Source organism: Terrimonas pollutisoli, assembly GCF_029360765.1.
GTDB classification, from domain to species: Bacteria; Bacteroidota; Bacteroidia; order Chitinophagales; family Chitinophagaceae; genus Terrimonas_B; species Terrimonas_B pollutisoli.
In genome coordinates this window covers 390,937-410,368 of record NZ_JARKNA010000002.1, presented here as the reverse complement: position 1 = coordinate 410,368, position 19,432 = coordinate 390,937, and the positions used below count along the sequence as shown (strand labels likewise).

Genomic DNA, 19,432 nt, shown 5'->3' with positions numbered 1-19,432 from the left:
TAGAGGGGGCCTAATCGTCCGAAGGTTTATCTACTTTCACCAAACCGCCCGGCCATTGTTCATTGATGATTTCTTTACCTGCCAGCTTGCGTGGATCGATCTTTACATATTTAATTCTTTCTCTTCGCCAGGTGTAAACAATATGCACCATCCCATCCTTCGATTGTATCACGGATGGATACGAATATTGGCTGATCGGTGAATCTTCGAGTATCAATGCTGCGAACCATTTCTTGCCGTCTTTCGAAATCGCCACGTTCAACGGCGTTCTGGCACCTTTTCCTCTTGGCAAACTGTCGACAGGTTTTACATGATTATACACCAGCAACTGTCTTCCGTCTTTCAACGTAACCGCATCGGTTCCTGAATTATTATTCGGCATTGAAGACGCTTTCATTTCGTTCCAGGTGTTGCCGCCATCGGTACTCCAACTTTCATTAATCGTCCGGTTCTGACTGCGGCATAAGATCTGCAGGCTACCGTTTTTGTATTGCAGGATACTTGGCTGAATGGCAGAAACGGCTTTACCATCATTGATGGGTGGAGTCTTTGTCCAGGTTTTGCCGAAATCAGGGGTAAATTCAATATGTGCTTTCCATCCGTTCTTTTCAGTACTGCTCGGGCACAGTAAAACATTGTTGAGTAAAACCGGTTTGTTTTTAATAGGACCCAAAAATCCATCGGGCAATGCTTCCCGTTCGCTCCAGGTATGACCATTGTCTTTACTGCGTTTCATCCAGCCCGTCCATCCTGCTACATTCGGCCCGATCTTGTAAAACAACAACAACTCACCGTTTGGTGCATAAAACAAAACAGGATTGTAACACGCATAACGCACCGAATCATTCAGTACACCATCGGCTGCCATCACCGGCGCTGTCCATTTGTTTTTCACCAGGTGACTTGTCCAGATGCACACATCTTTATTTCCTTCCTTCGTGCCGCCAAACCACGCAGAGATCAACCCCTCCGGTGTTTCAGCAATGGTAGCGGCATGAGCCTGCGGAAAGGGAGCTGCTGTATAAATAAATTCATCCACCAGGATGCCTTTGCTCCATTTGCCTTTCTGCGCCTGTACTTGTGTAAACAAGACTGCTGTTATAATCATCAGCCCTGCTGCCAAAAACGTTTTGTTCATTCTCTTATTGATTTGAAGTTTTTTTCTTTTCTTCTTCTTTATAGATCCCAAAGATAGCCGGGGATTGACTTTGAAAGTGATAACTGCCGCTCCCGATTTCGAACACGGCTGATCCTTTTTCCATTTTTATAAATTTGATATCGCTTATTTGTTGAATGGGCTGTCCTGATTCTTTTACAAAAGCCACATCGTCAGCAGGCAGGTATACCATCGCTTTTGTATTCGCCGGTATGCTGACCGACCATTCAAACTGGTTGGCAATCTTTTTCCAGTTGCTCACAATTAATCCATGCAAACTTTTGTAGGATGCATTTACATAATTCAATCCGGCTGGGATGGACGGCTTCATGATGATTTTTTTAAACCCCACACCTATCTTATTGCTGCGAATCCCAGCCAGATTTTCATAGAACCACGTGAGCAAATCACCGAGTAACATCACATGGTTCTGGCTGTTCATACCGGGGTTAGCCGTGTTGCCATTCCACAACTCCCAGATGGTGGTGGCGCCATTCGCTGCCATATAGCCCCAGCTTGGATAAGTAGTATTCGATGCCAGTGTAAAAGCAAGATCCGTATGGTTATATTCTGTTAATCCACGCATCAGCCACTGCGAACCAATGAGGCCCGTGCTGATATGATTTTTATTATCAACTTCAATTTTATGCTTGATCTTCTCAAACACAACTTCCCGCAACGAATCGGGACAAATACCAAAATACAGAGGCAACAGGTTCGCTGTTACCGTATTGTTGGAATAGGATTGCTGCTGCGGATTATAAAATGCTTTTTGAAAGCTGGTGCGGATACTATCACCCAGTGCAGCAAAAACTATTTCGTCTTCTTTGTTGTTAGTCAGTTGGGCAAAGCGCTGCATGTACGAAAGCAGCTTGTAGTAATAAGCCGTTGCAATGAGTTTGCCATCGGTTAAACGGCTGGGATCTTTCGCATGGATGAGTTCAAGGCTTTCAGGCGGCACACACCAGTCACCATATTTATCACGGGTGACAATGTAATTTTTCATGTACTTTTCTTTCATATACATCATCCACTTCTTCATCGAAGGATAATGTTTCTGAATGGGTGTGATATCGCCAAACTGATTGTACAGGTTGTTGCTGATAAAAATATAAGCAGCCGGCCACGTTACATCATCGCTGTAATAATTCCAGAAAGCAGGTGCCACATCGGGAATACTTCCCTCTTCTGTCTGACTATCTTCAATATCCTGCATCCATTTGGCATACAATGCTGCATTGTTGAATACATAACTTTCTCCCTGCGATCCAACGGTTCGGTCGCCCAACCATGGCTGGCGTTCGTTGCGTTGCGGGCAATCAATCGGCATGCCTTTGTAATTTGATGCAATGCCCCACCATGCATTTTTGTAAATGGCATTGACGGTTGAGCTGGATGTTTCGAACGAACCGGTTGTTTCCAGGGCATCATATACTAATTGTCCTTCAAAATTGTCAAGCGTTGGCACACCGGGGAAACCACTCACTTCCACATAGCGGAAACCATGATATACGAATGAAGGATGCCAACCCCCAGCCCCTAAAGGGGAGTTACCGAAGGTATAAATGTCTGTTACTTTTGCATCTCTCAGATTTGCCACAAACAACTCGCCGTTCTTTTGCAAACTTTCTGCAAAACGCAATTCAATTTTCTCTCCTTTTTTACCATTGATATTTTGCAGTTTGAGCCAGCCGGAAAAGTTCTGTCCCATGTCCAGGATATATTTTCCGCTGGGAAGTTTTTTGAGGGAGACCGGTTTGATGGTTTGCATCACTTTCATCGGTTCACTCATCTGTGCAATCATCTTTCCCTTTGGTGCCTCCACTATTTGAGGCTGTATCCATTTAATATCGGCAAAGCCTGCAATTGTCCAGCCAGAAAATTCTTTCCTTGCATCATACTCTTCACCGTCGTATTCATTATTGGTGCGGATGGGGCCATCCACATTCAGCTTCCAGCTTTCGTCGCTGATGATGATTTTCTTCGATCCATCGGTGTATTCAATTTCCAGTTGCAGCAACAGTTTCGGATAACCGAATGTATTATGCTTATGCGTTTTGTAATTCTGCCGCATGGTAAAAAATCGTCCATTACCCAATACGGCTCCAATTGCATTTCTTCCTGTTTTGATCTGCGTTGTTACATCATGCGTGTTGTAGAAATAAGTTTTACGATAATCTGTCGGATTAGGAGCCAGCACCTGGTCGCCGATTTTTTTACCGTTGATGTAGAGTTCATACATACCCAGACCGGAGATATATGCCGTTGCACGTTTTACCGATGCAGCGTTTTGAAATTCCTTACATAAATATCTCGCAGATAATCTCGACCATTGTGTAACACTATCCCATTTAGATGCTTTATCATAGCCGATCCATTTTGCTTTCCAGTCACTCTCATTTAGTAACCCTGTGGACCAGTAAGCCATTTCACTCCATGGTGTTTCACCTTTTGTTGTAAATGATTTTACTTTCCAGAAATAGGGTTGGCCACTTTGTAAAGGCTGACCAATATAACTGATATGGATGGATTGCGACGAACTGATCTTACCGGAGTTCCATAAATCGCCTTCATTACTATTGAGTTTTTCCTTGCTCGAAGCGACAAGAATGTGATAAGCCGTTTGCTCTACATTACGTTCGGTGGATTGCAGCTGCCAGCTAAGTCTTGGAGAAGTGACGTCGATACCCAGCGGGTTGTTCAACATTTCACAGCGGGGTCGCTGAACTGTTACCTGTGCAGCTATTGGCTGCAACGATGAAAACAGGCAGGTTAGTATAATGATGTATTGTCTCATTCTTGTTGATCGGCTGAAAAGTTGAAATATAAATTCAGTTGCAAAGCCCTTGATGGATCTTTTTCGTAGTCGTAAAAAATATTCTTACTGCCCATAGGACCCGTTGTTTCGTTTCGTTGCGTTTTACTGCCGATGCTGCTGATGCCCTGCATAAAAGAAATATCTCCCGAAGGAAACAGCGGTTCGTAATTATGCCATTGATCGGTTTTCCATGCAGGTGTAAATAATCGGAGGAATAAATCTTCTGTTTCAGTTGCTACGGTAAACTGATTATTCGCTGTATAAAAAGTACCATTGTAAAAATTGGAATGATAACCTTTGAACTCCGGATATACCCACGGCGCTTCACCTGTTTCCGTATTGTTGTAGGTTTTACTCCATACACCAAACTGGTTTCCTTTCAAACGGTTTTTCCAAACACGGTAAGGACCATCGCCCATATACGTTACCGATTGAATTTCTTTTTCAGGGAAGGAGAAGTTAACACCGGCGAAGGTGGTGAAGTAAGCCGAAGGAAAATACTTTACTTCCAGCTTGATCCAACCCGATGGATAAACGATCCACTTCAACGTGTTGTAACCTTCTTTCTGGTCGAAAGAAGATTCAAGTACAAGGTTGCTTCCTTCTTTGTATTGTTTGAATGATTTGAAATTGTTCACTCCCTCCTGCAATACCGGACCATTGTTGAACGGCAACCCGCCTTTTCCATTCTTCACCGAAACCAGTAAGCCATTGTTCTTATCCAGCACGACCGTTACATCTTTTACGGTTACAGTCAGAAACGAATCTGCCTCTGTAGAATTGATGACATTATTTCCTTCTTTCGCAATCATTCTTGCACCAACCAGTTCTGGACTGCTGATGGGAAAACTCCAGGTAAACAACTCCCGTTGATAGCGATCCTTTACCGTTACATACAACACATCATAATCCTTCCAATCAGAAGGCAACTGTAATTGCAAGATTCCTTTTGCACCGGGCTGAATATCTGGAGCAGTTGATGTTCCAGTTACTTCCTTCGATGTGCTGATTTCGAAATATTTCAGTTTCCAACTAAAACTGCATTCGTTGATATTGGTGAAATGATAACGGTTCTCAATATTAAGATTACCATCAAATGCATCGGTGATTTCCCGGTGTTCAAAATACACCGGGCTCCACACTTCTTTAATGGTATAAAAACTTGCTTCTTTTTCGTGATGAGGGCCTACGATACCATCGGCTGCACGATGCTTATCGGTATCGAGTGAATCGTTTTTATCTTTCCGTACCACTGCATTATCTGCAAAGTCCCACAGGAAACCACCCGCACTTAATGGATTGTACCACATTTTTTCCCAATAGTCTTCCAGTCCTGCTCCATGACCACCGTCAAATTGCCCGTGCAAAAACTCCGTTGGCATGACAATCTCTTTGCCGTTTTCGTAATTGCCGATACCGTAATTGTATTCACGGTAATGCTGTGTATCGAAACCGCCAAACAACTGCCAGGGATGCACGACAGGTCGCTGTTGAATATCAAATTCAGAAAAATATTTATCGAGATCAAAATTGTGACCACCTTCATTACCATTTGCCCAGAAGATGATGGAAGGATGATTCACATCATGTTCGATCATTTCTTTGAGTAGCTTCTTTCCTGTTGTTTCATCGTAGTTGCCATGCCAGCCCGCCAGTTCATCCATCACAAACAAACCCAGTGAATCACATACATCGAGAAAATGATCATCGGGTGGATAATGACTCATCCGCACTGCATTCATGTTCATTTCCTTTATCAACAACACATCTTCTATACTGATCTTTTTGCTTGTAGTTCTTCCTGTCTCAGGGCGAAATGCATGACGATTCACACCTTTCATTTTTACTTTCACACTGTTGACATAAATACCATCTCGCTTTTTTAGTTCCACTGTGCGGAAGCCAAATTTTCTTGAGACTTCATGCAACAGCTTATCCTTACTATAAATTCTGAACACAGCAGTATATAAATTCGGAAATTCAGGCGACCATTGATGAGCGTCCTTGCAATCAGTTTTAATTCCGTATTGATTGCTAAACTCACTAACCTTTACCTCACTTTTCTTTATTAACTTATTGTTCTGATCAAGCAATTCAACAGTTACAGCAGTTATATAACCATCACCCTTTGTCTGCAATTTTGCAGATAAGCTACCATCTGCCTTCGCATCAATTGCAACGTACTGAATGTGTTTTTGTGGCAGCACTTCCAGCCACACCGGCCGAAAGATACCGCCGAAGATCCAGAAGTCCGCTTTACGTTCTGCTTCGCTCACCGATTGGTTCGAAGAATGTTTGGCTACCGTTACTTCCAGCAGGTTTTCTTTTCCGTAGTTCAGCAGTTTTGAAATATCATATTTGAAGGCATAGAAGGCGCCTTGGTGCTTCGCTCCTGCTGCCTTGCCATTTATTTTTACTTCTGCGTCGGTCATCACACCTTCAAACATAATATTGATGACTTTCCCTTTCCAGTTGGCAGGCACATTGAAATGATGTTTGTAGAATCCCTTTTCTTTTCCGCGTACGCTGTCCTTTGCAAAACCATAATCGTACTTACCAAAGCCCTGCAACTCCCAGCAGGACGGCACGGCGATCTTTGTCCACTTGCTGGCGTTCATGCCGCCGGTGCAAAAGAAATCCCATTGCACGGTTTGATCGCTACCAGTTCCGGAGAGATAGACTTTTTCTGTCTGTTGCGAATAGCAAAGAATTGGAGCAAGCAGTATAAAAAGGATTTGAACTTTTGCTGCGCTTATCTTTGAATATCGAACCACAAAGGCACAAAGGGCACAGAGATGCACAAAGATTTTTCTTTGTGATACTTTCTGTTTTTGTGTCTTTGCAGTGAAAAAAACAATCATAATTTTCCTGTTACTTTTTTTAATGATGGCGAAGACGCCACTTTCATTCCATTCACCCACACACTTAATCCTTTTCCTTTTTTATACTTCGTTCCTTCTTTATCCCAGATGATGGTAACGATTTTGCCATGATACAACACGTTATCCAAACAGAACCAGCTCCACTTGTTATCCGGCAACAAAGGATGTACTTCCACGATGCCATCTGCTCTAGGGCGCAAGCCAATCAACCCACTAATGATAAGATCGTTGAACGTCGAATGGTTGTAGTAGCGGCTGCGTTCTTCATCACCCTTTAACCAGTAACCGGTCTTCTCATCAAGGTATTCCCCGATATAAGGCCGGCCACGATAGTATTGCGACTCCACATACGTATTCAGCAAGCTGAAGTAATTGCTATCCGTCACATAATTCTGCTGATAATTATTCAACAGGTTGGCCATGCCGGTTAATGTTTGTGCAGTGGCAAAAGGCCATACAGCTCCATCCCATTCGCATTTGCAGCATCCATGTGTACGAAATGAAGGGTGACTTCTGTCGGCAGTAGTAATACCAAATGGAGCACAGAATGTTTTTGTATCCATCAAACTTTTCCAGGCCACACTGTAAACACTATCAGGCATATTGAAATACCAGGGAATAAATCCGATCTCTTCTTTTACATTCGACAGCGTATCACCTTTTTCTTTCTTCACTTCAAAAAACAAATGCTGCGGATGCCAAAGCATTTGCTGTGTGAGTTGTTTGATAGATTCGGCTTTACGATTGTATAGCTGAGCCGAAATTTCATCTTTACTCAACTGTGTTATTGCAGCCAATGCTTTTGCATTACCGAACATATAACCATTGATCGATGGGCGTGGATTCTTTTCATTGCGCCCGCCGCTGATAGTTTCTTCCATCGCATCACGCACGTCAAACTGCCAGAACAAACCGTTTGATGCTTGCTTTTCCTGTTCCCACGCTGCATAATCAGCTTTGAGATCGGGAAGCATACTGAGCAAAAACTGTTGATCGCCGTTTACGAGATAACGATTGTAAATCGCATCAATATTCCAACTACTGTAAAAGCGTAATTTCTTTAATGCCTTTCCGTCATTACCCCGATACCATACATGCAGGTTGTTATCCATGTATGTTTTATCGTGCAGCCATCTTGATTCGTAAATATGATGACCAAGGCCGCTGGAGATAAGATTGTACTTATCTGCATAACTGCGTTGGATCAAAAACTCAGTAAATACAAACCCCTTCTCCGTTTTCTTAATATGCTTGCGCAAAGTCCACCAGCGATAATAAAAGATTTCTTCAAAATTCTGTTGCGGACATTCAAACAATGGAATATTTTTCTTCATCCACTCCCACGACTTTGCATTGGGGATCGCTTGTTCAATATTCGGTGCTTCCATTTTGTTGAAATAATCAACATAATGTTTGAATTGGTCCTGTTTGAGGACAAGCGGCTTTAATTGCGCCAGGGAATTGAACCACAGAGACACAAAGGCACAGAGAAACACAAAGAGCCTCCCCAAACCCCTCCGAAGGAGGGGCTTCAGAGCCTGACAATCTGGAATTACTTCCTGTCGGCAAGATTCTTGCATTCTGACATTAATTATATTCACTCTACTCATCAGAGACTATTGTGTTTTTACACTATGAATAAAATAAACCGCTTCTTTCGCCCTTGCATTGGCATTCGGTAAATCATACTCCTGGTCGGTTGGCGTATCCGCATTTGGAAAACGACGCACTTCACCCGTTCTGAACGATAATCGTTCTACCGACTCTACCGGTTGAAAAAAGACATTCAATGACGGCTTGCCATTATTCACTGTTACCGTATAGAAACGAGTTGCTGTATTCAGTTCAATTTTAATATTGAGTTGTTCACCCGTATTGTATTTACCCAGACTCTTATTTCGATAACCTTGTTTGGTTAAAATGCTTCGGGTTGAATCAAGTATCAAACGAAGTGTAGCTGTTCCCCTTTTATCGAGCAATTCAATCTCTAAATTACCGGTGTTAGTTTGTTGTACTGTTAATACAAACTCAACAGTTACCTTTTTTGATTCAGGAAAAATGCGTTCAGCTTTTGCATAGTCAAACGGATCACTATCACGCAGTGTCAATACTTTTTGATTGTCTTGTTTCTCTATCTGCACCCTGCACCAAAGCGGGCTATAAATATTCCATTCGTTCAATTCTTTTCCATCAGTCATTGTATTGAACAGATCATTCACATGCGCACTTACCTTATCCTTTACCGGCACTGGAATACGGCTCACCCACATGTCTTCCTTGTTCATACTGTAGGTTACCCACATGTTTCCATCGGCAGGCTTGCCATCCATTTCCTGGATGCCACGTACATATTGCGGACCATAACTCTTATAGGCGCCACCATAACGCAGGGAAGTGATCTCACCATTTACCAGCAAGAGGTTTTTATAATTCAATCCGTCATCACTTACGCTAACGGCCAAGGGCCAACGAAATTCAGAAGGATTATATACCGTAGCATATTTACCGTCCCCGGTTCTCTGTCCCCAGATCTTGGCATTGGCATTTACAAAGCCCGGCGCCCGGAGCGGGTTGTATTGCCAGGTTCTTCCTTCATCCTTACTGATGCTGGTTAATGCATATTTCCAAAGCGCAACCACATTACCATTTGGCAAATGATAATAGTTGAAGGCTTTAAAATCTTTTTGCAAGGGAATCAACGGATCATGACGATCGGCTTCCTCCACTGTTTGCATCATCAGTAATGGTGCGCTCAGAATTTCTTCGCAAGCAGCAACAAATCCCTTGTCTTTTGATGATTTATAAAACGGGTGAGAAGTATTCTTTTCGTTGAATGCGTGATTGTAACGAAGGAAATAAATCGGACCAAAACTTCCATCTGCTTTTATTTCCCGGATAACACGACCAATACCATTACCATCATTCGGGTCATCCTTCTGACCTAACACGATGCCATAAAACGCTACTGCAAAAAGACGTTTTGATTTTGCAGTATAGAAACCCATCCGCTGGTGCATCACTGCATAGGCATTCTTTGCAGTATCGGTCTTTCCTTCTTTTACAAAACCGTCCGGTATTTTATAGGGCGGAAAGATTACAACAGGATACGACCAGCTGTAACCATCCTTTGAACTTTGCAATAATGTTTGACCAGGGGGAATATGCTCGCCAACAGGATCGCTTAAATATTCCAGGTAGAATGTATTGTTCCAGTAAGCCAGCATCGGCGCATGGTTATACGTCCATGAAGTGGCGCCGGTATCTGCACGGTTGGCCCGCATGGTTTGGATATTGTGCACGCCCACTGCAGGTGATAACTGCCCGTGATGATAATCTACATTCGATAAAGTAGTGCCTGTATAACGAACGGTATCCTGAGCAGTAGCACTTAACGTTCCTAAAAGCAATATGCTAAATAACTTCTTCATTTCCCTTTTTTAAACCACGAAGGCACAAAGTATGCCCTAAGACCTAGTGAGCCTTCGTGACTTTGGGTCTTAGTGGTTTTAAATATTTTCTTTTTATCGGTACAATTGTACCATGCTTATGTCCTTCCGGAACTTTTATATTCGTGGTCACATTTTCAAAATTGACAAAGTCTTTTGTTGCAACCGCTTCATAAATTTTCTTCTGGTACGAATCAAAATAAATCAACCATTCATTTTTTAGTTTTACCACCGAAGGTCCTTCAGTGAATTTATCGGAGAATGGTTTAGAAATATTCTTCCATGGGCCGAGAGGTGATGTACCAAAGGCTACTTTTATATTCCGCTCAGGTCTCGTATTATCTTTCAGCACCAGCACATAATCACCTTTCTTCCGTTTTACGATCACCGCATCAATGATGCTGAACTCCGGATCGAAAAACAATTTTGTCTCGCTGAAGCTTTTAAAATCAGCCGTAGTGGTTACGTACATGCGGTGATTGTTGCTGTCTTCTTCCATACCCCGTTCAAACCTGCCGGGAATACAACTTGCCCAAATGATGATGTATTGCTTTGCTTCATCATCGTAAAATAATTCCGGCGCCCAGGTATTGACGGCAGTTGGTTCGTTCTTCATCACAGGAATAAACTGTTGCTCGCTCCAGGTCAACAGATTTTTTGATGAAGCATAACCAAAACCCAAATCACCTCGCCAGCTGCTTGTCCATACCAAATGAAAAGTGCCATCCGGCCCTTGTACCATCGACGGGTCACGCATCACCTCCTGGTTACCAACTGCCGGCTTCAAGAATACCGTATCCAAATCTTTCCAGTGATAGCCATCATAACTATACAGCATCCGTAAACCCTGGTCGGCCGGTTCACGAAACGAAGTAAACAGGTATGCTTTGTTTGAACAGGAAGCAAACAAAATGAGTAATGAACAATGAATAAAGAGTGCCTTCAACCGCATACTTATTATTTTTCAAGGATCAATACCCAATCATTTCCGTCTTGCTGTTCACCTGGTGGATCAAAACTCGCAATTGCTTTGTTTTTGTATCCAGCAACAACCTGTTCTTTTCCTGTCTTGGGACTATACCAGTTTGCTTTCGTCGGCGCAAACTTCAGCTTCGCTATATCCACTTTAAAGTTTCTTCCGTTGTACACATAAAATAGAGCATAACCGTTTCCTCTTGTTGCGGCTACCCGATCGTACCGTTCTCCGCTATCGACTACGGCATCCTGCGCCGGCACCCGGTCAAAATACGGCTTGCTCACCATAAGTTTTTTCAAATAGATCATTTGTGTGGCACCGGGTGAAAGAACTGCTTGCCTCCAGTTCATTGTTACACCATAGTTCGCTGTCCAATCACCCATGCTGTTGAACTGCATGGTTGCATTTTCGCCATAGGTAAACCCTGCACCACCTGCAAACACACTCCAATAGGCATACCGGCGAACATCAGCATCGTGCCAGCGTGGTTGTAAACTATCGTGCAAACCATGCGGAATATTCTCATATGAAGGTTCCCCGTCCAATGTTGGTTTAGTTGGCTTCAGGTCATAATCTACATTGATGAATTTCCAGTTGTCTTCACCATAATGGTTGGTTTCGGCACTAATGGTATCCTGTGCATAATCTTTATGGCCGCTTTGAAACATATTAAAGTCGAGCCATGCTTCGTTGTGAAACCAGTCGCTGGAAGAAGTACGTCCACGTGGATGATAGGTTACCAAATGCTTAGTATCATGTTTCTTCAATGTAGTACCGATCATCTCCCATACTTCCATGCCATCTGTGCCTTTTACATCGCCGCCATTGAGCCAGATGATATTGCTTTTGTTTTTGTACCGGTTGGCTAAAAATGTTGCATAGGCTACACCCTGTTGCACACTTACTTTTCCGCCTTTTACATTACTGCCCCAAACAGGCACCATTGCTATATAGATACCACGTTTCGCTGCCTCATCCACGATAAAATCAACATGATCCCAATAGTCGTATGCATCGTCATTTTTATAATCATTTCCCGGCGTTACCTTGGGCGTTGATGCATCTTCATTGATCAAAGCAGAATCGCCATATACATTTTTTGTATTGTTCATATCGTGCAGCACCATTACCTGCACCACATTAAAACCCTGCTGTTTTCTTGTTTCGAGATAATGCACAGCATCTTCACGGTTACATTTCACAAACAATAACCACCCCGTATCACCTATCCAGAAGAAAGGTTTTCCATCTTCTGTTTGAAAGAATCGTTTATTGGCAGAAATCTTCAGCTGCTTTACCTGTGCATTTGCCATACATGCAAGCAGCAAACCTGCTATCATTAATACCTTTTTCATCTATATCTTCTTTCCAGCTTTTTCGTTGCTGTGTTATAAATAATGCTGCTCTTACCATCGCTCAATACATACTCGTTGGCGCTAGCTGATGCAACGGGCTTCATACTTGCAGCAGCATTTACAATGTCTTTATCAATATTCTCAGGCAACACCGGCATACTGCCACCTGCCATCAATACCGCCATGCCAAACTCAGAATAATTATCGCCGCTATATACAACAGCTTTGGCTGGATACTTTATGCGGTATTCTTTTACTGCACGATACACCTGTTCGAAACTTGTTTTCTTTGGTTTCAATAAACGTGCATGCTGACGGGGAGCAAGATTTTGCCCGCCCATTGGCGCATACGCTGAACCATCGTCCTGGTAATGCCAGTAACGGATATCAATCAAATCAACAACCACAGCATATGCAGGCATGCTTAAAATAGAATCCTGTACATCCTTTGTTACACTCAACCCGATGATCGGATGTTTGCCTGTTTCCTTTTTCCATTCACGGATCACATCGAGCCAGAATTTTACAAAATGAACAGGACCTGTGTATTCCTCTCCGATGAGTTGAATAACACCGTTGTTGTCTTTAAAATTATTTAGACACTGACGGATGTATTTTCTATGCAGCTCTCTGCGACCAGAATTGGAGATATCATAAAATTGTTCTGCATAAAAAATGCGTTTATCACCTGCATAATTCACGGGCTCCACAAATCCGGTATTGTTGATATTGTTCGCAGTGCGCCAGGGAAAATCGGCATAGTGTGCACCGGCCTCAATAATGTTGTGCTGGAAATAATTCTGATGTATGAGAACTAAACTATTTTGATCAGCGAGATCAGCAAACTGCTTCAGACGGCTCCAGTAAAACAAGTTGTACTTCGTCAAATCGTATTTGCTCAAACCATCCCATGCTGTTTCCCTTCCGCTTCTTGCAAAAGGCAATTCATAAAACGGTGGCCATACTTCACCATCCATACGGCGGATGCGCTCATGATCGTCTCGTCTTCGATCGTACCATAAACCATAGTTGTGTTCAATGGCAATGTTATTGGTTGCTTTCATTTCGCTCACCACTTCGCTCAATTCATCGGTTAATCCTCTGCCGCTGCGGCCGGGAACATAACGTGTAATGTGCGGCCTTGCCTGTTGCACGTCTTTTCCCTGTACACCGCCACTCCACCATTGTACGCTTATACGTTTGCCGGTTACTAATTCATTGCCCCTAATTAATACTCCATTCTTGATTTGCATTGCCGGTGCAAGTGTTGGGCTTGTTATTTTCCTGAGGCCGACCTGATCAATTGTTTTGCCGCCGGCAGCATCAACGGGAATTTTATTTCTTGCAGCAGCTTTTTCAATCCATTCTTTCAATTGTATTCCTGGTTTCAGTGCTTCTTTTGTAAGCATCATCGCTGTTTCAACCGATGGACTACTGCTTGCTTCTGTTGGCACATTCATGATCTGCGCCTGCTCATCTACATTTTTACTCAATCGCTCATGCAACTGTCCGTAGAATAAACTTTTTGGCGTGATGGTATTGTTCGATTCGTTCCAGTAACCATCACCTCCAAACTGGCTCCAGCTACCGAAGGCCCAGTTTTGTGCCGTAGGCGGTTTGTAACAATCGATGCGAGCCGCACTGCAATTCCAGAATAAACTGTTAGCTGCCGCCCAACCTGCACCGTTGCCATCCTGTCCACGATTACCGAAACGCAGAGCATTGCCATCTACACTCACTACATCAAACAACACGCCGCTTGCCCAGCTATCAATAGCACCGCTGAAATTAAATGGCAAGATCGATTCGCATTGCACAAATGCATTAGGGCCGGGACTGCAAAAACCCACGGCAAAATCATGATAACCATTTTCCGCATAACAACGCTGAAACAATGTTTGCTGGCCTGTAGTGAAAAAAGTATAACGGCGTTGCCCCCCAATTTCGGAAACAGGTGCAAGCGAAATACAATCTTCAATCGTAACACGCTTGGAAGTTTCGAGTACACTTACCGCACTTCCTGCAAAATGTTGAAACGTAATTTGTCTTACCCAGCAATCTTCGGCGTTTTCAATGTTGATGGCATTCCAGCGATGATCTTCATCTTTCGGATTTGCCTTGTCGTAAGTAGAAACGAGTTTAATGTTTTCAACACCGCAATTGTTGATGCGACCATCATTGTTGTAAAAATAAATGGAGGCGCCACCGTAAGTCGTATCTAATGCTGTTGTGATAGGCGCATCGATGTAAACAGTATTGCCTTCGATTTTTGTTATGGTACGATCGAAGAATAAATCCCTGTCACCGGGTTTCCAGCCAAGGGCTGTAATGCCGCCGCCAAAATGGTCGGTGCCTAATAATTTGATCCAGTTGACTGTTGAAGGACGGCGAATGATAATTTTATTTGACTGTTGTTTGAAATTGATAGTACGATCCACGTGAAAGTTCATGGCATTCACCGGCACATAGGCATCAGTAATTCTTAAGCCTGCCAGATCTCCTGGTATAGCGCTCCTGCCAATAATTTTGATCAGGGCCAAACGACCTGTTCCTGCACCAACAATAGTTGTTGCGTTCACACCACTGCCACGCAGCACTACTCCAGATGCTGTAATGCGTAACTGTCCGGACACCTCATAGGTTCCTTTCTGCAGCAACACAGCCCCACGAAAGCCATTGGCGTCCACCGGTAACGAAGCCACATAATCCAGAGCCGATTGAATGCGTAACGTAGCATCGCCTGCTTTTACAGGCACTACTACTTTCACATCTACATTTGGAATCGGCTGCTCCGACGCTTTGTAACCACAGTAAGAAAAATCAGGAATGCGGTTGTCCAGTGAATCGGTCGTATAGGAAAGGTGACCATTTAAAAAGGCAAGAGGAGGCGTAGGTTTTGCCTCCTTCTGTGCCGAACTGCTAAATGAAAAAATAAAACCGAATATGCATGTCAATGCTGCATGAAAAAAAAACTGCCTGCTATAGAAATTCCTGATAGATATGATAATCGTCAAAACGCTTTATTTTATCTGCAAAAAATTGCATTAAATCTACTGTTAATTTAAAAAGCTTTTAATGATTCAGCCGGTTTTACATTTTGCAGGCTTACCACACTATTCAAATAATTTTCAATATTGCTATAACCATTCGATGCAATCTTTCCGGCATCTGCAGCCTCTTTTGGATTCAATTTGTTTTTAGCCTCCCAATCATCAGGAAGACCATCATTGTCACCGTCCTTGTAAGCTGTTCCTTTATACTCAGGATAACCACCCACCTGGGCAGGATCTGTGATAATACCGATCTTATAAGAATCAATCGGTAAACGACGATGCTTAAATTGCGAGGTTGGCAGTACAACATCAGGACTGTAACTTATCTTGCCCGTTCTGACCTGCTCAACGATTCTTGCATCCACGGCATCCCTGCGGGGCAATGTCGCTCCTGCATTTGCCAGCACATAGGTTTTAGCATTTGAAGCATCTATGATTGTCAGCGCCGGCATCGGTAAAGGCTTGCTCCATTTTATATCATCAGTATACTCCCCTGCATTTGCCATTTCTTCGATCTGAACGCCGCCATTCCAGTTGTTTTTTGTAATCTCCGGGTAACCTTCCATAATGTTTCCATTCACGTAAGCCCTGCCATAATATTTTTCTTTCAACTTACTTCTGCCGCTTTCCGGTTTAAGGATACGATGCCCCACATTGTTTTTTGGAGTAGCAGGTCCGGGTTTGAAGTAGTTGTTGATGATATTGTATTGGGCTCTATAATCTCCGCCATCAATAGAACGATGAACCCAGTTAAACACCACATTGTTTACAAAATTGAAAATGCCATTCCAGCCAATCGAAGGATTACGTCCCGCATTATTGGCCCAGAGGTTTCGCATGAACGTACAATTCTCACCACCCAGTGTGCTGCCAAAAGCATGATTCCAGGTATCCAATGCCTCACCAAAGATGGAGTTTTGAATAGTAATGTTAACTGTTCCGAGCTTTTGTTCAATTGCGCCCGTACTATCATTATACATGTGGCGGTACATACTCATGTTTTCATCAAGTCCCCAGGTGGCACTCACATGATCGATCATGATATTGCCAATCGGATTGCCGCCGATTGCATCATCTCGTCTTCCCACCCATGTTTCGCCACGGCGAAAACGCATATACCGGATGATCACATCATGTGTATTGATCCACACACTTTCACCGGCGATACATACGCCATCACCGGGAGCTGTTTGTCCTGCAATAGTGATATAGGGAGCCCGGATAATCACGGGTGTTTTGATGCGAATGATGCCCGCTACGTTAAACACCACAATTCTTGCACCGCCCTGTTCACAGGCCCAGCGAAAACTTCCGGGCCCATCATCATTTAAATTGGTAACGACAATTACTTTTCCACCACGACCGCCAAAACTATACTTACCACCTCCTTCCGCACCGGGAAAAGCAGGAACGGATGCTTGCGGCAGATCGTCAAAACGGGTAGCCCAGGGTATAAACGGTCTTCCTTTTCGTGCTTCTTCTTTTATAATCGGGTAAGCAATATTCCAGGCAGAGTCAGAATGCTTTCTTGCTGCCTTTAACAGTGAATCCGCAGCCCTTTGCACATCAGAAGGTATTTCGGGATACTGAGCATTCACGTGTGAAACGGTGAATAAAACTGTCGCTGCTAATAAAATTTTCTTTGCTTGCTTCATTGATCTTGCTTTTCGGACTTTTCTTTTTGTTATTAACTATTTCATTATTGCAGGGGATCGAATGCACCCTGTCCTCCATTCAGATCAGGCCATCCTTTTGTTTGCAACAAATAGGGTGAGCCACTCAATATATTTTGATGAAGGCCGAAGAAATAATATTCGTTATACCATTTAAAGGACCAGTTTGTGGGATTTGTTGGATCTAAATTATCCCTTTCGATAATTTCAAAATAATTGTCATAAAGGTAATCCAGGTGCTGATCCATGTTGGCCGATCCCTGGGGCGTAGGGAAAGAAACTGGTTCCCGTTCGATTACAGGAGCAATGCCGTTTTTCAACAGCATCGGATCATCATTGCCGATGTATTTAGTTCCATCTGTCTTTTTAACGGATATCCAATAGCCGGTACGGCGTGTTCCATTCAGAGGCTTAACTCCCAAACGTGAACAGGTACCATAGTCATCATTGAACAGGAGCCAACGTTTCAAATCCCAGAAGCGTTTATTCTCATAAGCAAACTCCACTTTTCTTTCGTTGATAACTGCGGCAAATAATTGATCCCTGTTACCAGCTACAGCACTGAGACCAAAAGCTCCATCCAAATTTTCTACCCCCGCTCTCTCTCTTATCAACTTAATATAATCTAGTCCTTCTCCCGGCTTATCAGAACCTATGGCAGCTTCCGCCAAATTCAAAATGACTTCAGCGAAACGTAATTCCATATAATCAGTACCACTATAGCTAAAATCACCACTGGAATTATTGGCTGTTGGATTAGTAGCCTTTCTTAAATAAATGCCACTTCCGTTAGCACCTGCTGTTTCTGTGCTTTTGTTCGGTGTGGTTGTACTGGTATTGGTATGCCAGTAGTAAGTCCACTGCCTGAAATTGTTATTACCGGCATAGGGCCATACAGCACCATTGTAAGCAAAGGTTTTATAAAAGCGGGGATCCCTGTCTTTATAAAACTTTTTAGCATCATAAGTATAAGTAGAAGTAGGATCACCTGGCATTTTACCATCTTTCATGGGAAATGCATCTACTATTTGTTTGGTTGGTGATACTGAACCACCACCTAAAATTTGTTTTGAGCGAGCCGCTTGTTCCCAACCATTGTTACGTTGTGTTTGATCCGCAGTAATATTATTGAAACAATAAACGATCACAGCTTCGGGATTGTCAACTTGTTGAAACCACATATTTTCCCATGCTTTGCCACCTGAAAATCCTCCATTGGAGTACAGGGCGAAACCATTAGCCTCCAACAATGTTTTAGCAGTAAGATTAGCATCATAGGCTTTCTGCCAACGAGCCCTATCATCACTCCGGTTGAAAAGAGGACTGGCCCAGGTAAGCAATACCCGTCCTTTCAATGCAGCAGCACCGCCACTGGTAATACGACCCCAATCAGAAGCAGGCCATCTACCGGGTAACATTGAAGCCGCCAAATCCAAATCTTTTTCTATCTGCTCTACTGTTTGTGCAGAAGAACTTCTTTGTACTGCGTTGCTATTGTCACCATCTTTGATCATCGGATTTTGCGCCTCTAATACCAATGGTACACCGCCGTATAATTTCAACAACTCAAAATACTGGTAAGCTCTCCAGAAATACATTTGGCCTTTTAGTGGCTTAGTTACATCTTCAGTCAGTCCATGTTTATCAATTTCTGAAAGAAAAAGATTTATTTGGCGCAACCTTGTCCAGGTATTGTTGGTAATACTTGAGGACATTCTTTGACCAAAATACTGGTTCGCATGATTCTGGTTGATAGCGATAGCTGGCCATTCACGATTGAAATCAGTCTGTCCTGCCAATTCATCGGTCGTTTTAGTATAGGCGTCGCTATACGTTCCATTAGCGTTGGTTTGATATTGTATCATCGCCGCAGCATTATCTGCAGGCTGAAATAGTCCGTAGATATAGCCTACAAATGCTTTTGCCATCAACGGATCTTTATAAACCTCTTCATTTACACCGGTGAGGTCACGTTTTTCCTCCAGAAAATCTTTCTTGCAACTTACCAGCATTGATAAAATCAGCAAGCAACCTATTATATTCTTTTGCATAATTTCTTTTTTTAAAGTTTGT

10 protein-coding genes are annotated in these 19,432 nt (G+C 43.0%); all 10 read right to left on the bottom strand.

Features of this window, described 5'->3' with window-relative positions; translation table 11 throughout:
- Window positions 1-10 precede the first annotated feature (10 nt).
- Window positions 11-1,138, bottom strand: coding sequence for a sialidase family protein (locus P2W73_RS05675; protein WP_276501030.1), 1,128 nt, complete (start codon window positions 1,136-1,138; stop codon window positions 11-13).
- A 4-nt stretch (window positions 1,139-1,142) separates the two neighbouring features.
- Window positions 1,143-3,953 carry an alpha-L-rhamnosidase gene (locus P2W73_RS05670; protein WP_276501029.1) on the bottom strand — a complete coding sequence of 937 codons (2,811 nt, stop codon included), beginning with the start codon at window positions 3,951-3,953 and terminating at the stop codon, window positions 1,143-1,145.
- Window positions 3,950-6,835, bottom strand: a complete 2,886-nt coding sequence (locus P2W73_RS05665; protein ID WP_276501028.1) for a glycoside hydrolase family 2 protein — start codon at window positions 6,833-6,835, stop codon at window positions 3,950-3,952. Before P2W73_RS05665 ends, P2W73_RS05670 begins: the two co-directional genes overlap by 4 nt.
- Entirely contained in the window at window positions 6,832-8,244 is a 1,413-nt protein-coding gene (locus P2W73_RS05660; protein ID WP_276501027.1) for an MGH1-like glycoside hydrolase domain-containing protein, read from the bottom strand. The genes P2W73_RS05665 and P2W73_RS05660 overlap by 4 nt, the downstream gene beginning before the upstream one ends.
- Window positions 8,245-8,472: 228 nt before the next feature.
- On the bottom strand, window positions 8,473-10,284 hold the full coding sequence (locus tag P2W73_RS05655) for an exo-alpha-sialidase (protein WP_276501026.1): 1,812 nt from the start codon (window positions 10,282-10,284) through the stop codon (window positions 8,473-8,475).
- Window positions 10,285-10,327: 43 nt separating this feature from the next.
- The gene (locus P2W73_RS05650; RefSeq protein WP_276501025.1) at window positions 10,328-11,254 is read right to left on the bottom strand and encodes a glycoside hydrolase family 43 protein; all 927 of its coding nucleotides are present in this window, start codon (window positions 11,252-11,254) and stop codon (window positions 10,328-10,330) included.
- A gap of 5 nt (window positions 11,255-11,259) precedes the next feature.
- Window positions 11,260-12,633 (bottom strand): glycoside hydrolase family 140 protein, encoded by a 1,374-nt coding sequence (locus P2W73_RS05645; RefSeq protein WP_276501024.1) that lies wholly within the window; start codon window positions 12,631-12,633, stop codon window positions 11,260-11,262.
- A complete protein-coding gene (locus P2W73_RS05640; protein WP_276501023.1) occupies window positions 12,630-15,647 on the bottom strand; it encodes a DUF6298 domain-containing protein in 3,018 nt (1,005 codons plus the stop codon). Before P2W73_RS05640 ends, P2W73_RS05645 begins: the two co-directional genes overlap by 4 nt.
- Window positions 15,648-15,694: 47 nt before the next feature.
- The gene (locus P2W73_RS05635) at window positions 15,695-17,341 is read right to left on the bottom strand and encodes a pectate lyase family protein (protein WP_276501022.1); all 1,647 of its coding nucleotides are present in this window, start codon (window positions 17,339-17,341) and stop codon (window positions 15,695-15,697) included.
- A gap of 44 nt (window positions 17,342-17,385) precedes the next feature.
- Window positions 17,386-19,410, bottom strand: coding sequence for a RagB/SusD family nutrient uptake outer membrane protein (locus P2W73_RS05630; RefSeq protein ID WP_276501021.1), 2,025 nt, complete (start codon window positions 19,408-19,410; stop codon window positions 17,386-17,388).
- Between the last annotated feature and the right edge of the window lie 22 nt (window positions 19,411-19,432).